We start from the raw sequence: 15474 nt of genomic DNA, 5'->3' as shown, positions 1-15474 counted from the left end.
CTCCCCGCCCGCCCGACACGCACCGGACAGGGGCAGATCGTGGCTTTCCCGTAGGGCGTTCATGCACCGCCTGCGTGCGGATTACAATGCCGGTCAGACCGGCCAAAGTTCACCTCATGAAAAACGTTCCGCACACCGTGACCGACGCCGCCATCGCGACGATCCGCGACCGGATCGAGGCAGGCGTGTATCCGGTCGGCAGCCTGCTGCCGGCCCAGCGCCAGCTCTCCGAGGAGCTGGAGATCAGCCGCGCGTCGCTGCGCGAGGCGCTGTCGACGCTCGAGGCGCTCGGGATGCTGCGCATCCGCGCGGGCAAGGGCGTGTATGTCGAAAGCGCGCAGGCCACGGCCGCCCATGCGTGGCGGTTCGCCGAGCAGTCGTCGCCGCCCGATACCTACCAGATGCGCTACGCGCTCGAAGGATTCGCCGCGCGAATGGCCGCGCACGTCGTCACCGACGACGACATCGCGTGGTTCGAGGACAATCTCGCCGACCTGCACGTCGCGCTCACCGAAAGCGAGCTCGACGCGGCATCGCAGCTCGACTTCGACTTCCACATGCGGATCATCCATCTCGCGGGCAACGCGGCGATCGAATCGATCCTGCGCAGCAGCGCCGACATCATGAAGGAAAGCCAGCGCATGCCGTTCTACCGGCGCGAGCTGCTGCTGTCGACGTGGACCGAGCACCGCGCGATCGTCGACGCGCTGATCGCACGCGATGCCGCCGCCGCGGGCATCGCGATCGAAACGCACATCGCGAACGCCGCGCAGCGCGCGGGCATCTTCTTCCCGACACCGCGCATCTGACGGCCCGGGCGGCCGCGCGCCGCCCCGTCGTACCGGTCAACCTCCCGACGGGTCCCGATACGCGAGCGCACGCTCGATGAACGCGCGCGCCGCGACGCTGCGGTACGCGCCCTTGCGTGTCAGCAGCGCAGCCGTGCGCGCGGGCAGCGGCGGATCGATCTCCAGCGCGCACAGGTCGGCACTCTCGCGCGCGACCGCGTCGGGCAGCACCGTCGCGAGCCGGCCGCACCGCACGAGCTCCAGCACCGCGCTGACCGTATTCGTCTCGATCGCGATCTTCGGCCTCGCGCCGTGCTCGATGAAATAGCGGTCGATGCTCTCGCGCGTCGCGAACGCGCGGCTCAGCAGCACCAGCGGCTCGCCGCCGAGCTCGGCCGGCGTCAGCGCGCGGCGCCGCCGCGCAAGACGGTGCGTGCGGCCCGTCACGAGCGCGAGCGGCTCGTCCCACAGCGGCAGTGCGTCGACGTCCGGCGCGCGCGGCGGCATGAACGCGAAGCCCGCGTCGAGCCGGTCGTCGGCGAGCAGCGCCTCGATGCGTTCCTGCGGCATCGCGTCGATCGTCAGCGCGACGTTCGGATAGTCGGCATGGAACGCGTCGATCAGCGAGCCGCTCAGGTAGGCCGCGAAGGTCGGCATCATCGCGAGCCGCAACGACCCGCTGCCGAGGCCGGCGACGTCGTGCAGCGCGCGCTGCCCCGTATCGAGCTCATGCAGCGCGGCACGCGCGTGGCGTGCATAGACCTCGCCGAACTCGGTGAGCTGCACCGCGCGGCCCGAGCGGTCGAACAGCTGCACGCCGAGCGTGTCCTCGAGTTGGCGGACCTGCTGCGACAGCGTCGGCTGCGACACGTGCAGCGCGTCGGCCGCGCGCGTGAAACTGCGCTGCTCGGCGACGGCCAGGAAATAGCGGATGTGGCGCAGTAGCATGGCGGCCGTTGTATTGGTTTTGCCAATGAAGACCATAACGATCCAGTCTTGGACGCTATGGCTCGATTCCCGCATCATACGCACATCCGTTCCGGCACATCGCACCTGCTTTCCGCACCGGAACGGCCCGCCCGGGCCCGCCTGCCTGCGCCCGCCGCACGACGATCCGCCGCCCGCCCGATCCGGGCCCGGCCGCGATCCGCCCGGCGCGCATCGGTTCACCGCCGATCCGTTGACGCCGGCCCCGATTTCCGTCACCCCGCGCAGCCGACGGCCCCGTGCCGCCGGCCGGCGCCGCTGTTTTTCGCGACCATGGAACCGCATCAAGACAACCATCCTCCCCTGACCCGCGGCATGACGCTGCTGTTCGCGTGCGCGTGCGGCATCGTCATCGGCAACATCTATTACGCGCAGCCGCTGCTCGCCGCGATCGCGCACAGCTTCGGCCGCGCGCCGACCGAACTCGGCTATCTCGTCACGCTGACGCAGCTCGGGTATGCGGCGAGCCTGCTGCTGATCGTCCCGCTCGGCGACGCGGTCAACCGCCACACGCTGATCGTGCGGCTGCTGATGCTCAACGTCGTCGCGCTGGCCGCGGTCACGTTCAGCACGAACTTCACGATGTTCGTCGTCGCGAACGTCGCGGTCGGCTTCGTCACCTGTTCGACGCAGCTGCTGGTGCCGTTCGCGGCGTCGCTCGCCGACGCGCGCTCGCGCGGCCGCGCGGTCGGCACCGTGATGAGCGGGCTGCTGCTCGGCATCCTGCTCGCGCGCGTCGCGGCCGGGGCGATCGCCGACGGGTTCGGCTGGCGGGCCGTGTACGGCATCGCCGCGGTGATGGTGCTCGCGCTGACGGCCGTGCTCGCCGTGAAGCTGCCGAAGGATCGCCGCGACGCACGCCTCGACTATGCGGCGCTGATGAAGTCGCTCGTCGCGCTGGTGCGCGCGCAACCGCTGATCGCGCTGCGCTCCGCCTACGGCGCGCTCGTGTTCGCATGCTTCAGCCTGCTGTGGACGGGCCTCACGTTCCTGCTGAGCCAGCCGCCGTACAGCTATTCCGAAGGGCAGATCGGCCTGTTCGGCGTCGTCGGCGCGGTGGGCGCGCTCGCGGCGACGTCGGCCGGCCGGCTGGTCGATCGCGGACACGGCAATGCGGCGACGGGCTTGTTCGCGGCGGCCGTGCTCGCGTCGTTCGCGCTGATCGCGACCGGCGCGCACTCGCTCGCGGCGCTGATCGCGGGCATCCTGCTGCTCGACGTCGGCGTGCAGGGCGTCCACATCTCGAACCAGATCGTGATCTATGCGCTGGCCGGCAACGCGCGCAGCCGCGTGACGACGATCTACCTGACGAGCTACTTCATCGGCGGCGCGCTCGGGTCGTTCGCGGCGAGCGTCGCGTACGGCATCGACGGCTGGCGCGGCGTGTGCATCGCGGGCGCGGCGCTCGCGGGCGTGCTGGTCGTGTTGTGGCTCGCGTCGCAGCGCGTCGGCGTGCGGCAGGTCACGCAGTAATTCAGCGAGGCGTTTTCTCGTCACCCTGAAAAAGGGCACGCCCCGCGAAGCGCGGGCGTGCCCTTTTCACGATCGCGTCGAGACAGTCGCGCGCTGGTGCGCGACCGTCTCGCAGACCGTCACGCAGCCTCGTCGACGAAATCGATCAGCACCTTCATCGCACGCTGCCGGTCGCCGGCCAGTTCGAACGCGAGGTTCGCGTCGCGCATCGGGAACACGCGCGTGACGGCCGGCCGCAGGTCGACGCGCCCCGCATTGATGAGCTGCACCGCGAGCGCGAATTCCGCGTGAAAGCGGAACGAACCGCAGATCGACAGCTCCTTCGCGACCACGACGTTCTGCGGCAGGCTGACGTCGCCGCCGAGCCCGAGCTGCACGACGACCCCGCGCGGACGCATCACGTCCAGCCCGTCGCGCAGCGCGCGCGCATTGCCCGAACACTCGATCATCACGTCGAACGTGCCCTTGTCGGCGCTGTAGCGCTCGACCCATCCGGCGTCGGCCGCCGCGTTGATCGTGCGGTCGGCGCCGAGCGCGCTCGCCACTTCCAGCGGCGCCTCGACGACGTCGGTCGCGACGATCTCCGCCGCGCCGTGCACGCGCGCCGCCGCGACCGCGAGCACGCCGATCGGCCCGCAGCCCGACACGAGCACGCGCTTGCCGATCAGCGGGCCCGCGCGCGACACCGCGTGCAGCCCGACCGCGAACGGTTCGGCGAGCGCCGCGAGCGACATCGGCACGTGATCGGCAACCTTCACGCACTGCACCGCGTCGCACACGAGCGCGTTGCGGAATGCGCCCTGCACGTGCGGCATCCGCATCGCGCTGCCGTAGAAGCGCATGTCGAGGCACTGGTTCGGCAGCCCTTCGAGGCAGTAGCGGCACGCACCGCACGGCCGGCTCGGATTGACCGCGACGCGATCGCCGACCTTCACCGACGTCACGTCCGGCGCGACTTCCGCGACCGTGCCGGCAACCTCGTGGCCGAGCACCATCGGCTGCTGCAGACGGATCGCACCGAAGCCGCCGTGCCGGAAGTAATGGAGATCGGAGCCGCAGATGCCGCCCATCGCGACCTCGACGCGCACCTGACCCGGGCCGATCTCGCCCGCGTCCTGCTCTTCCACCCGCAGGTCGTTCGGCCCGTGGATCACGACACACATGCAACGCATACGCATGACAGCCTCCTCAGACGACCGGCGTGACCAGCGGCGCGCCGGCGAAGTGCGCGGCAAGGTTGTCGCGCACCAGCCAGCCCATCGCCTGGCGCGTCTCGATCGTGCCGCTCGCATGGTGCGGCTGCAGCAGCACGTTCGGCAACGCGAGGAAACGCGGGTCGATGCGCGGCTCGTTCCAGAACACGTCGAGCGCCGCACCGGCGATCGCACCGCGTTCGAGCGCGTCGAGCAGCGCGGGTTCGTCGACGGTCGTGCCGCGCGACACGTTCACCAGATAGCCTTGCGGCCCGAGCGCGTCGAGCACGGCGGCGCCGACGAGGTGACGCGTCGCCGGGCCGCCCGCGAGCGTGACGATCAGCAGGTCGCACCAGCCGGCCAACTCGGCGAGGTCGCCGAAAAAGCGGTGCGGGCTGTCCGCGCGCGGCGCGACGTCGAAGTAGCCGAGCTCGACGTCGAAGCCCGACAGCCGGCGCGCAACCGTCGAGCCGATCCGGCCGAAGCCGACCACGCCGACGCGCTTGCCATACAGCCGCGTGACGAGCGGCATGTCGCCGTCGCGCCAGGCACCGGAACGCACGTACGCGTCGCCGGCGCCGATGCGGCGCATCATCGCGAGCGCGAGCCCGACACCGAGGTCGGCCACGTCGCCGGTCAGCACGTCGGGCGTGTTCGTCACGCGGATTCCGCGCGCGCGCGCGGCGGCCAGGTCGATCGCATCGGTGCCGACGCCGTAGCACGCGATGATCTCGAGTTTCGGCAGCGCGGCGATCAGCGCGGCATTCGCGCCGAGATCGCCGCGTGTCGCGATCGCGCGCACGCCGGCGCCGTGTTCGGCGAGGAACGCCGCGCGGTCGGGGGCTTCCCACAGCCGGTGGACGTCATAACCTGCCGACAGCCATGCGTCGTCCCACGGCTGGTAAGGGCCCGTCATCAGCAGTTCGGGCAGCTGGGTCGATTCGTGCGCCATCTGCGCTTGCTCCTGTCGAGGTAAGTGGAATACGAAGGCAGGCCGGGCCGCGTCAGCCGCCCTGCCCGTTCATGCGTGCCGCGCGAGCGCATCGGCGCCCGGGGCCTGCGCCACCTGCGCCGCGTCGAGCGGATCGTCGAGATCGCGGTTCAGCGTTTCGGGCATCCGCGAGGTCGTGAACAGCGTGATCAGCGTCAGCAGCACCAGATACGCGGCGATCGGCACCCAGGCGCGCACGCCGGCCGCGTGATCGCCGCCGTGCAGCGCGATCACGGTCGCGATGATCGTCGCGCCGACGAGCGGTGCGATCCCGCCCGCGAGCACGGCCGACACTTCGCGCGAGAACGACACGCCCATGTAGCGATGGCGCGCGCCGAACAGTTCGGGCAGCAGCGCGGCCTGCGCGCCGAGCATCCCCCAGTTCGCGAAGCCCTGCGCGACCGAGATCGCGATCACGCTCGCGACCACGTTCCCCTGGCTGAAGATCCACCACACCGGGAACGCGAGCGCGAGCTGCAGCCACGCGAACGTGCGATACACGCGCACGCGGCCGAAGCGGTCGCTGAGCCGGCCCGCCAGCGGCACCGTACATGCGCCGACGGTCGCCGCGCACACCAGCGCGAGCGCGCCGATCGGCCCCTTCATGCCGATCACGCCCGCGAGATAGCTGACGGCGAGCGCCTGGTAGATCGACGAGCCGCCGTTCTCGGCCATCCGCAGGCCGATGCCGATCAGCAGCGAGCGCTTCGAATGCTGCACGGCACTCTTCAGCGGATTCGCCGATACCTGCGCACGCTTCTCGAGCCGCACGAAGGTCGGCGACTCGTGCAGCCGCACGCGCATGTAGATCCCGACCGCGACGATCACCGCGCTGAACAGGAACGGCACACGCCAGCCCCAGCCGTCGGTGACGCGATCGAGGTTGGCGAGCAGCAGGAAATAGACCGCGGCCGCCAGCACCGTGCCGAGCTGGATGCCCAGGAACGGCAGCGACGCATAGAAGCCGCGCTTGCCGGGCGGCGCGTATTCGGTCATCAGCACCGCGGCGCCGGCCTGCTCGGCACCGGCACCGAGGCCCTGCAGGATGCGCAGCAGCACGAGCAGCCCGGGGGCCCAGTAGCCCGCCGTTTCGAAGGTCGGCAGTACGCCGATCAGCGTGCTCGCGACGCCCATCAGCAGCACCGTCGCCGTCAGCACGAACTTGCGGCCGATCCGGTCGCCGAGCACGCCGAACACGACCCCGCCGAGCGGGCGCACCGCAAAGCCGACGAAGTAGGTGCCGAAGCTCGCGATCAGCCGCATCTCGGCGGTCTGCGCGGGAAAGAACAGCGGCCCGAAAACCAGCGCCGATGCGAGCGTGTACAACGCGAAATCGTAGTATTCGAGCGCGCTGCCGAGCGAGCAGGTCCATGCCGCGCGGTTGAGCTGCTTCGTGTCGACGCCGCGGCGCTCGACGGTCTCGCCCGGCGCACCGGACCCTGCATCGTGCCGCGCGGGCGGCGGGGAAATGCGATCCATCGTTGTCTCCTGTCTCCTGCCTTCCGTTCCGGAACCCGGCCGCGTACCGCGACCGGGACATCGGCCCGCTCGTGCGGCGGGCTCTTCTGGGAATTCGGATGCCGGCCGCGACCGGCGCAACGGCGCTGCGCGCTTGGCGCGCTCGCGCCGCCGCTCAGACGGCGCTGGTCAGGCCGCCGTCGACGAACAGCGTCTGGCCGTTCACGAAATCGGACGCGGCCGATGCGAGGAAGATCGCCGCCCCGCACAGCTCGTCGACGCGCCCCCAGCGGCCGGCCGGCGTGCGCTTGCACAGCCAGTCGGAGAACGCGGCGTCGTCGACCAGCGCGCGGTTGAGTTCGGTTTCGAAATAGCCGGGCGCGAGGCCGTTCGCCTGGATGCCGTGGCGCGCCCAGTCGGCGCACATCCCTTTGGTCAGCATCCGCACCGCGCCCTTGGTCGCGGCATACGGTGCGATCGTCGGCCGCGCGAGCTCGCTCTGCACCGAGCAGATGTTGATGATCTTCCCGCGGCCGCGCGCGATCATGTGCCGCGCCACCGCCTGCGCGACGTTGAACACGCCGTCGAGGTTCACGCGCATCAGTGCCTGCCAGTCGTCGGGTTCGAATGCGTCGAGCGGCGCGCGGCGCTGGATGCCCGCGTTGTTCACGAGGATGTCGATCGCGCCGACGCGCGCCTCGAAATCGTCGATCGCCGCACGCACCTGCGCGTGCTCGGCGACGTCGAATACCGCGTAGTCGGCCGTGAAGCCTTCCTCGCGCAGATGCCGCACGAGCGTCGCGGCCTTCTCCTCATTGCGATCGTTGATGACGATCGCCGCGCCGGCTTCGGCCAGCCCGCGGGCGAGCGTCAGCCCGATCCCGCGTCCGGAACCGGTAATCAGTGCGCGGCGGCCGTCGAGGCGGAACCGTTCGAGCGCGTGGGTCATGCGTGTCTCCTCGTGCCAGTCGAGCCGGCGGCCCATCGCGGCCGGTCTCGCGTTGACGGTATCTTCGGCCGCCGGCCGGGCACTGCGCCAATGGTCTTTTTTGATCCGGTTATCATGAAATCTGATTACCGCCCACGCCTGCCCGCCGCCCATGGAACTCAAGCAATTGCGCGCCTTCGTCACGCTCGCGGAAGAACTGCATTTCGGGCGCGCCGCGCAGCGCCTGTTCATCGTGCAGCCCGCGCTGAGCATGCAGATCAAGGCGCTCGAGGAAGAACTCGGCGCGCGCCTGTTCGAGCGCGACCGGCACAAGGTCGAACTGAGCGAGACGGGGCGTGTGTTCCTGCCCGAGGCACGCGCCACGCTGCAGCAGGCCGCGCGCGCGGAACAGATGGCGCGGCTGTCGAGCCGCGGCGAGATCGGCACGCTGCGGATCGCGTTCGTGTCGTCGGTGCTGCCCGCGCTGCTGCCGGCCGTGCTGCGCACGATGCGCGAGCGCTATCCGCTGATCACGCTCGAACTGAAGGACATGCCGACGCCCGACCAGGTCGCCGCGCTGCGCGACCGGCGGATCGATTTCGGGATGATCCGGCTGCCGGCCGCGTATGCGGGCATCGACACGCGCGTGGTGCTCGAGGAAGGCTTCGTCGTCGCGCTGCCGCTCGACCATCCGCTCGCCGCGCACGACGCCATCCCGCCGGCCGCGCTGCGCGGCCAGCCCGCGTTCGTGCTCGCGCGCCGCTACGCGCCGGGCTTTCACGACGACATGCTGCTCGCGCTGAGCCGCGCGGGCACGACGCTCGAGATCGCGCAGGAGTTCGGGGAGTTCACGACGATGCTCGCGCTCGTCGCGGCGGGGATGGGAATCGGGCTGATGCCGGCGGAGGCTGCCAGCGCGCTGCCGCCGAACGTGCTCGCGCGGCCGCTCGACCTGGCCGGGCACCGTACCGGTATCGGCCTCGCGTGGACCGATCTCGACAGCCCGCTGAAGCGCGCGTTCGTCGACGCGCTCGAACACGTGACGGCGAACGCCGGGCAATAAAAAACCCGGCCGGAAAACCGGGCCGGGCTCGTTCGCCACGCCGGCCGCCTTGCGGCGGCCGCGCAACGTGCGGGATTACTTCGCGTTCGCGAATGCGACAGCCGTATCCAGCATGCGGTTCGAGAAACCCCACTCGTTGTCGTACCAGCTCGACACCTTCACGAGGCGGCCCGACACCTTGGTCAGCGTTGCGTCGAACGTCGACGAAGCCGGGTTGTGGTTGAAGTCGATCGACACCAGCGGTGCGTCGTTGTAGCCGAGGATGCCCTTCAGCGCGCCTTCCGATGCTTCCTTCATGATCGCGTTGACTTCCTCGACCGTCGTGTCGCGCTTCGCGATGAACGACAGGTCGACGATCGACACGTTGATCGTCGGGACGCGGATCGCGTAACCGTCGAGCTTGCCGTTCAGTTCCGGCAGCACGAGGCCGACGGCCGAAGCCGCGCCCGTCTTCGTCGGGATCTGGCTGTGGGTAGCCGAACGCGCGCGGCGCAGGTCTTCGTGATAGACGTCCGTCAGCACCTGGTCGTTGGTGTAAGCGTGGATCGTCGTCATCAGGCCGGTTTCGAGGCCGATCTTGTCGTTCAGCGGCTTGACGAGCGGCGCGAGGCAGTTCGTCGTGCACGATGCGTTCGAGATGACGGTGTGCTCGGCCTTCAGCACGTCGTGGTTCACGCCGTAGACGATCGTCGCGTCGACGTCCTTGCCGCCCGGTGCCGAGATGATGACCTTCTTCGCGCCGCCCTTCAGGTGCGCGCTCGCCTTTTCCTTCGTCGTGAAGAAGCCCGTGCATTCCATCACGACGTCGACGCCCAGCTCGCCCCACGGCAGTTCTGCCGGGTTGCGGTTCGCCAGCACGCGGATCTTGTCGCCGTTCACGACGAGGTAATCGCCGTCGACCGACACTTCGCCCGGGAACTTGCCGTGCGCGGTGTCGTACTGGGTCAGGTGCGCGTTGGTCTTCGCATCGCCCAGGTCGTTGATCGCGACGATCTCGAGATCGTGCTTCTTGCCGTTTTCATAGAACGCGCGCAGCGTGTTGCGGCCGATACGGCCGTAGCCGTTGATTGCGACGCGAATCGTCATGGTCTATCTCCTGATGGCTGAAAAAATTCGTTTCGTGCAGCTTCACGTGCGACGCGCGCGAGGGGTGGCGCGCGTCGCGTATGTCTTTAGGCCAGCACGGCCTTGGCGGTCTCGACGACGTGCTCGACGGTGAAGCCGAAGTACTTGAACAGTACGCCGGCCGGTGCCGATTCGCCGAACGTGTCGATCCCGACGACGCCGCCTTCGAGGCCGACGTACTTGTGCCAGAACGACGTCACGCCCGCTTCGATCGCGACACGGCGCACGCCGTGCGGCAGCACGCGTTCACGGTATTCGGCGTCCTGGCGGTCGAACACGTTGGTCGACGGCATCGACACGACGCGTGCCGCGATGCCTTGCTGCGCGAGCGGCTCGACGGCCTTCATCGCGAGCTCGACTTCCGAGCCCGTCGCGATCAGGATGATCTTGCGCGCGACGATCTCTTCGTCCCAGTCCTTCAGCACGTAGCCGCCCTTCTCGATGTTCGCGATCTGCGCATCGGTACGCGGGTTGAATGCCAGGTTCTGGCGGCTGAAGATCAGGCTCGACGGACGGTCGGCGGCGACCGCGTGGGTCCACGCGACGGCCGTCTCGACCGTGTCGGCCGGACGCCACACGTCGTGGTTCGGGATCAGGCGCAGGCTCGACACGTGCTCGATCGACTGGTGCGTCGGGCCGTCTTCGCCGAGGCCGATCGAATCGTGCGTGAACACGAAGATCGACGGCACCTTCATCAGCGCGGCCACGCGCAGCGCGTTGCGGCTGTAGTCGGAGAACGTCAGGAACGTGCCGCCGAACGGCTTGTGGCCGCCATGCAGCGCGAGGCCGTTGATCGCGGCGCTCATGCCGAATTCGCGCACGCCGTAGTTGATGTGGTTGCCCAGCACGACGCCCGGGCCTTCCGGATTCGCGCGGACGGCCTTCGACGCCTTCCAGTTGGTCAGGTTCGAGCCGGTCAGGTCGGCCGAGCCGCCGAGCAGCTCCGGCAGCGCGGCAGCCAGCCCTTCGATCGCCTGCTGCGACGCCTTGCGGGTCGCGACCGTCTCGGCGCGCTCGTTCGCGCCGGCGATGATCGCCGCGGCCTTTTCAGCCCAGTCGGCCGGCAGCTTGTTGGCCATCCGGCGCTCGAATTCGGCGGCTTCTGCCGGGAACTTCGCGCGATAGGCGGCGAACGTCGCGTCCCATTCGGTTTCGGCGCGCTTGCCGGCTTCCTTCGCATCCCATGCCGCGTAGACTTCCTGCGGGATCACGAACGGCTCCCACTTCCAGCCGAGCGCTTCGCGCGTCTTCGCGATTTCTTCCGCGCCGAGCGCCGCGCCGTGCACGTCGTGGCCGCCGGCCTTGGTCGCCGCGCCCTGGCCGATCACCGTCTTGCAGCAGATCAGCGTCGGCTTGTCCGACAGCTTCGCCTTCGCGATGGCCGCGTCGACCGCGTCGACGTCATGGCCGTTCACGTTCGGGATCACGTTCCAGCCGTAGGCTTCGAAGCGCTTCGGGGTGTCGTCGTGGAACCAGTTCACGACGTCGCCGTCGATCGAGATGCCGTTGTCGTCGTACAGCGCGATCAGCTTGTTCAGCTTCAGCGTGCCGGCGAGCGAGCAGGCTTCGTGCGAGATGCCTTCCATCAGGCAGCCGTCGCCGAGGAACACGTACGTGTGGTGATCGACGATCTTCGCGCCGTCACGGTTGAACTCGTCGGCCATCAGCGCTTCGCCGAGCGCCATGCCGACCGCGTTCGCGAGACCCTGGCCGAGCGGGCCGGTGGTCGTCTCGACGCCCGGCGTGATGCCGTATTCCGGGTGGCCCGGCGTCTTCGAGTGCAGCTGGCGGAAGTTCTTCAGCTCTTCGATCGGCAGGTCGTAGCCGGTCAGGTGCAGCAGCGAGTACAGCAGCATCGAGCCATGGCCGTTCGACAGCACGAAGCGGTCGCGGTCGGCCCAGTGCGGGTTCGTCGGGTTGTGCTTCAGGTGGCGCGACCAGAGCGCGACGCCGATTTCGGCCATGCCCATCGGCATGCCGGGGTGGCCGGAGTTCGCTTGCTGGACGGCGTCCATCGCGAGCGCGCGGATCGCGTTGGCCATCAGGGTGGTAGAGGCGGGAGACGAAGTCGTCATGTCGAGTCCGGAGAACGAGTCGAGGAAACGGGGCACGGCGGCATCCGGAAGCTCGGGCGTCGATCGTTCCCGGCGCGCGGTGCGGCGCCTGACGGACGCGAAGCGGACGGAGCCTACGGACGAGGCTGCAAAGCTCGTCATTTTAACAGATGGCCTGACATTTCCCTTGTCGGCGCGTAGTGTTCCGGCACGGTTTTCCGTCAAACCGCCCGCCTCCTATAATTCAGACGTCGGAACTCCCTGCCCTGGCGGCCCGCCCGTGAGCACGACCCTTCTTTTTCATCCCACGCCCGACGCCACGTACGGCTTCCCGAACGCCCGTCGGCTCGCGCACGTCGCGTCGCCGCACCAGCAGATCGAAGTCTGGGAAACGCCGCAGCTCGGCCGCCTGTTTACGCTGGACGGCCGGCCGATGACGTCGGTCGGCGACGAATACGTGTACCACGAGTGCATGACGCACCCGGCCGCGCTCGCGCATCCGTGCCCGAGGAAGGCGCTCGTGCTAGGCGGCGGCGACGGCGGCGCCGCGCGCCAGTTGCTCAAGCACGCATGCATCGAGCGGATCGTCGTCGCAGAGCTCGACGACGAAGTGGTCGGCATGGCGCGCCGTTATCTCGACGACGTGCACCAGGGCGCGCTCGACGACCCGCGCGTCGAGGTCGTGATCGGCGACGCCGCGCATTTCGTCACGTCGACCGTCGAGCACTTCGATCTCGTCGTGTTCGACCTCACGCCGCCCGATTCGCCGGCGGCCGGCCTCTACACGCGCGAGTTCTACGCGCGGCTCAAGCGGATCCTGACGCCGCGCGGCGCGATCTCGATGCACCTCGGCTCGCCGGTGTTCCACGCGGCGCGCATCGCCGCGCTGCTCGACGACCTGCGCGCGAGCTTCTTGGTCGTCGATCCGTTGTCCGCGCACGTGCCGCTATACGGCTCGCAGTGGCTGATGGCGATCGCAAGCGACACGCTCGATGCGGCCGCGCTGTTCGCGCACGACGTCGACGAACGGCTCGCCGCCCGCCGCGTCCAGGGTTTGCGCTACTACGACGCCCGGCTGCATGCGTCCCTCTTTGCCCTGCCGCGCGCGCTGCGCGATACACTGGGCGTTCGCCGCTGAGCGTCGGCGCGGCCGCCTCGCTTTCCCGTCGGGTCTTCGCAAAATGCGTGACGTACAGCACCGGGGCGAGTCGCCCCGGACGCCGCGCCGCCCCCTGAACGAACGCCGAAGCATGGAATCAGCGCAAGCGCCGAAGCGCCCACACAGGAGATTTTCATGACCGATCCACGTCCGGCCAACGTGCCTTGGTTGACACCCTACCTGGCCGTACGCAACGCGCGCGCGGCCATCGATTTCTTCAAGGCCGCATTCGGCTTCGAGCTGCGCGACGTGCACGACGAGGACGGCGCGATCATGCACGTCGAGATGGCCTACCGCGGCCAGCTGATCGTGATGTTCGCGCCCGAGGGTGCGTTCGGCTCGACCGCGCTCACGCCAAAGAGCGCGAACGCCACCGCGCCGCAGTCGTTCTACCTGTATGTCGACGACGTCGACGCCACCTGGCAGCGCGCGCTCGACGCGGGCGCGAAATCGCTGAGCCCGCCGCAGGATCAGTTCTGGGGCGACCGGTTCGCGCAGATCGAGGATCTCGACGGCTACCGATGGGCGCTCGGGCGCCGTCTCGACGCATGACCCCAACCGCTACACGCATGAACGAAGCCACCACCACCGCGGCCGTGCCGCGCTTTTTCGTCGACGCGGCACTGCGCGCCGACTCCACGCTCGCGTTGCCGGCCGATGTCGCGCGCCACGCGCAGGTGCTGCGCCTGCAGCCCGGCGACGTGCTCGCGCTGTTCGACGGCACGGGCGGCCAGTACCGCGCGCGGCTCGTCGAGATCGACAAGCGCAGCGCGCTCGCACAGATCGACACGTTCGAGCCGGCCGAAGCCGAGCCGCCTTATCGCGTGACACTCGCGCAAGGCATCGCCGGCGGCGACAAGATGGACTGGGTGATCGAGAAAGCCGTCGAGCTCGGCGTTGCCGCGGTCGTGCCGCTGTCGACCGCGCGCGGCGTCGTGAAGCTCGCCGGCGAGCGCGCGGACAAGCGTGTCGCGCACTGGCGCGGCGTCGTGCGCGCGTCGTGCGAACAATGCGGGCGCAACCGCCTGCCCGACGTCGCGCAGGTCACCGGCTTCAACGCGTGGCTCGATACGCTGCCGGCCGCGCCGACCGACGGCGAACTGCGGCTGCTGCTGTCGCCGCGCGCGAGCATCCCGTTCGCGTCGCTGCCCGACGCGCCGCCTGCGGCAACCGTCACGCTGCTGATCGGGCCGGAAGGCGGGCTGTCGCCGGACGAGGAAAACGCGGCCCGCGCACGCGGGTTCACCGCGCTGTCGCTCGGGCCCCGCGTGCTGCGCACCGAGACGGCCGGTGCGGCGGTGCTCGCGGCGCTCGCGGCGCGCTGGGGCGGGTGGTGATGGCGATGCGCGGCCGGGCACGCGCCGCGGCATGACGACGGCGCACGGCGACGCGGGTCAGCGCGCCACGCTCAACGGCTCGATATCGATGACGGGCGAAGTCTTGAGCGCCGACGCCAGCGCGTCGAGGTTGTCCGCGTCGAGCGCGAGCGCCGGCCCAGTGATCCGCAGCGTCCGGGCCGGCGGTGTCGCCCGGATCGCCTTGAGCAGCGGGCCGCGATAGCGCAGGTTCATCATCATCTGTACCGCCGGCACGATGCCGATCGGCCGGCCGTCATGCTGGAACGTGGCCGCGTCCACCGTGTCGTTCCAGCCCTGGATGAAGCCGCCGGCGTCGATCCGCGTGTTCAGGTCGATCCATTGCTGCTTCTTCGCGTCCGCGCTGTCGTCCGACGCCCGCAGCGCGTCGGCCGCGCGGCTCACGTCGGCATCGTGCTTCGCGCGCCATGCCATGTAGCCAAGCGCGAACACCATGTTGTCCGGCAGGATGTCGTCGGCCTCCACGACGTCGAACAGGCGCCGCGGCGCCTGGTTCGCGACGAACGCCGGCGTCAGGATCCACACGCTCCCGTTGCGCAACGCGCCGGTCGTCCTGCCGAGCGCGGGCTCGCCGCTGTCGACCGCGATGCGCGTCAGCAGGCCGGCCTCGACCAGCTCGTCCAGTTGCGCTGCCAGCGCCGGCGACGCGTGAATCGCGCGGGCCACCGCAGCATACTGGTCTGGCGTCGAGCGCGTGCGCAGATCGGCGAGCAGCCGCTCGACGGCCGCGTGCGCCGCCGGCGAACCCGGCAACGAGGCCGGTTCGGCGGCGCTCGCCCCCGCCACGGCCGCGCCGGACACCGCAACAACCACCGCGGCAACCCGCATCCCTCGTGTGAGGATCCTCATCGTTCACTCCCCGTTCGAATGCGCGGCACG

At 69.7% G+C, this 15474-nt stretch carries 14 protein-coding genes; 6 read left to right on the top strand and 8 right to left on the bottom strand.

Annotation, left to right across the window (positions count from 1 at the left end):
* Nucleotides 1–86 precede the first annotated feature (86 nt).
* Nucleotides 87–809, top strand: a complete 723-nt coding sequence (locus DPV79_RS29405; protein WP_081063865.1) for a FadR/GntR family transcriptional regulator — start codon at nucleotides 87–89, stop codon at nucleotides 807–809.
* 36 nt (nucleotides 810–845) lie between these two features.
* Here DPV79_RS29405 and cynR read toward each other — a convergent pair whose 3' ends face one another.
* A complete protein-coding gene (gene cynR, locus DPV79_RS29400; protein ID WP_059493445.1) occupies nucleotides 846–1736 on the bottom strand; it encodes a transcriptional regulator CynR in 891 nt (296 codons plus the stop codon).
* Between the two features lie 312 nt (nucleotides 1737–2048).
* Between cynR and DPV79_RS29395 the strand changes: the two genes are divergently transcribed.
* Nucleotides 2049–3248, top strand: coding sequence for an MFS transporter (locus DPV79_RS29395; protein ID WP_113047121.1), 1200 nt, complete (start codon nucleotides 2049–2051; stop codon nucleotides 3246–3248).
* A gap of 119 nt (nucleotides 3249–3367) precedes the next feature.
* Here the strand turns inward: DPV79_RS29395 and DPV79_RS29390 are convergent, their stop codons facing one another.
* The 4 genes from DPV79_RS29390 to DPV79_RS29375 form a co-directional block, all read right to left on the bottom strand.
* Nucleotides 3368–4426: an L-idonate 5-dehydrogenase gene (locus tag DPV79_RS29390; RefSeq protein ID WP_059484616.1), complete on the bottom strand. Its 1059-nt coding sequence runs from the start codon at nucleotides 4424–4426 to the stop codon at nucleotides 3368–3370.
* Between the two features lie 10 nt (nucleotides 4427–4436).
* Complete coding sequence (locus tag DPV79_RS29385; RefSeq protein WP_113047120.1) at nucleotides 4437–5393, bottom strand: 2-hydroxyacid dehydrogenase; 957 nt, start codon at nucleotides 5391–5393, stop codon at nucleotides 4437–4439.
* Between the two features lie 69 nt (nucleotides 5394–5462).
* Complete coding sequence (locus DPV79_RS29380) at nucleotides 5463–6911, bottom strand: MFS transporter (protein WP_059484618.1); 1449 nt, start codon at nucleotides 6909–6911, stop codon at nucleotides 5463–5465.
* Nucleotides 6912–7065: 154 nt separating this feature from the next.
* Nucleotides 7066–7839: an SDR family NAD(P)-dependent oxidoreductase gene (locus DPV79_RS29375; protein WP_027788397.1), complete on the bottom strand. Its 774-nt coding sequence runs from the start codon at nucleotides 7837–7839 to the stop codon at nucleotides 7066–7068.
* Between the two features lie 151 nt (nucleotides 7840–7990).
* Between DPV79_RS29375 and DPV79_RS29370 the strand changes: the two genes are divergently transcribed.
* The gene (locus DPV79_RS29370; RefSeq protein WP_021159274.1) at nucleotides 7991–8881 is read left to right on the top strand and encodes a LysR substrate-binding domain-containing protein; all 891 of its coding nucleotides are present in this window, start codon (nucleotides 7991–7993) and stop codon (nucleotides 8879–8881) included.
* Between the two features lie 75 nt (nucleotides 8882–8956).
* On the opposite strand, the gene gap is transcribed toward DPV79_RS29370, so the two are convergent.
* Together gap and tkt are read right to left on the bottom strand one after the other, a co-directional pair.
* Nucleotides 8957–9967, bottom strand: coding sequence for a type I glyceraldehyde-3-phosphate dehydrogenase (gene gap, locus DPV79_RS29365; RefSeq protein ID WP_006485712.1), 1011 nt, complete (start codon nucleotides 9965–9967; stop codon nucleotides 8957–8959).
* An 86-nt stretch (nucleotides 9968–10053) separates the two neighbouring features.
* On the bottom strand, nucleotides 10054–12081 hold the full coding sequence (gene tkt / locus DPV79_RS29360) for a transketolase (RefSeq protein ID WP_048026127.1): 2028 nt from the start codon (nucleotides 12079–12081) through the stop codon (nucleotides 10054–10056).
* Between the two features lie 259 nt (nucleotides 12082–12340).
* Here tkt and speE point away from each other — a divergent pair, with 259 nt between their 5' ends.
* The 3 genes from speE (at nucleotide 12341) to DPV79_RS29345 (ending at nucleotide 14556) form a co-directional block, all read left to right on the top strand.
* Nucleotides 12341–13198, top strand: coding sequence for a polyamine aminopropyltransferase (gene speE / locus DPV79_RS29355; protein ID WP_113047119.1), 858 nt, complete (start codon nucleotides 12341–12343; stop codon nucleotides 13196–13198).
* A 156-nt stretch (nucleotides 13199–13354) separates the two neighbouring features.
* Nucleotides 13355–13771 (top strand): VOC family protein, encoded by a 417-nt coding sequence (locus DPV79_RS29350; protein WP_021159271.1) that lies wholly within the window; start codon nucleotides 13355–13357, stop codon nucleotides 13769–13771.
* Between the two features lie 17 nt (nucleotides 13772–13788).
* Nucleotides 13789–14556: a 16S rRNA (uracil(1498)-N(3))-methyltransferase gene (locus tag DPV79_RS29345; RefSeq protein ID WP_113047118.1), complete on the top strand. Its 768-nt coding sequence runs from the start codon at nucleotides 13789–13791 to the stop codon at nucleotides 14554–14556.
* A gap of 57 nt (nucleotides 14557–14613) precedes the next feature.
* Here DPV79_RS29345 and DPV79_RS29340 read toward each other — a convergent pair whose 3' ends face one another.
* A complete protein-coding gene (locus DPV79_RS29340; protein ID WP_113047117.1) occupies nucleotides 14614–15444 on the bottom strand; it encodes a hypothetical protein in 831 nt (276 codons plus the stop codon).
* Between the last annotated feature and the right edge of the window lie 30 nt (nucleotides 15445–15474).

This window comes from Burkholderia reimsis, from assembly GCF_003294055.1.
GTDB classification, from domain to species: Bacteria; Pseudomonadota; Gammaproteobacteria; order Burkholderiales; family Burkholderiaceae; genus Burkholderia; species Burkholderia cepacia.
Note: the sequence above shows the minus strand (reverse complement) of the source record. Positions and strands in the feature narration are given on the sequence as shown.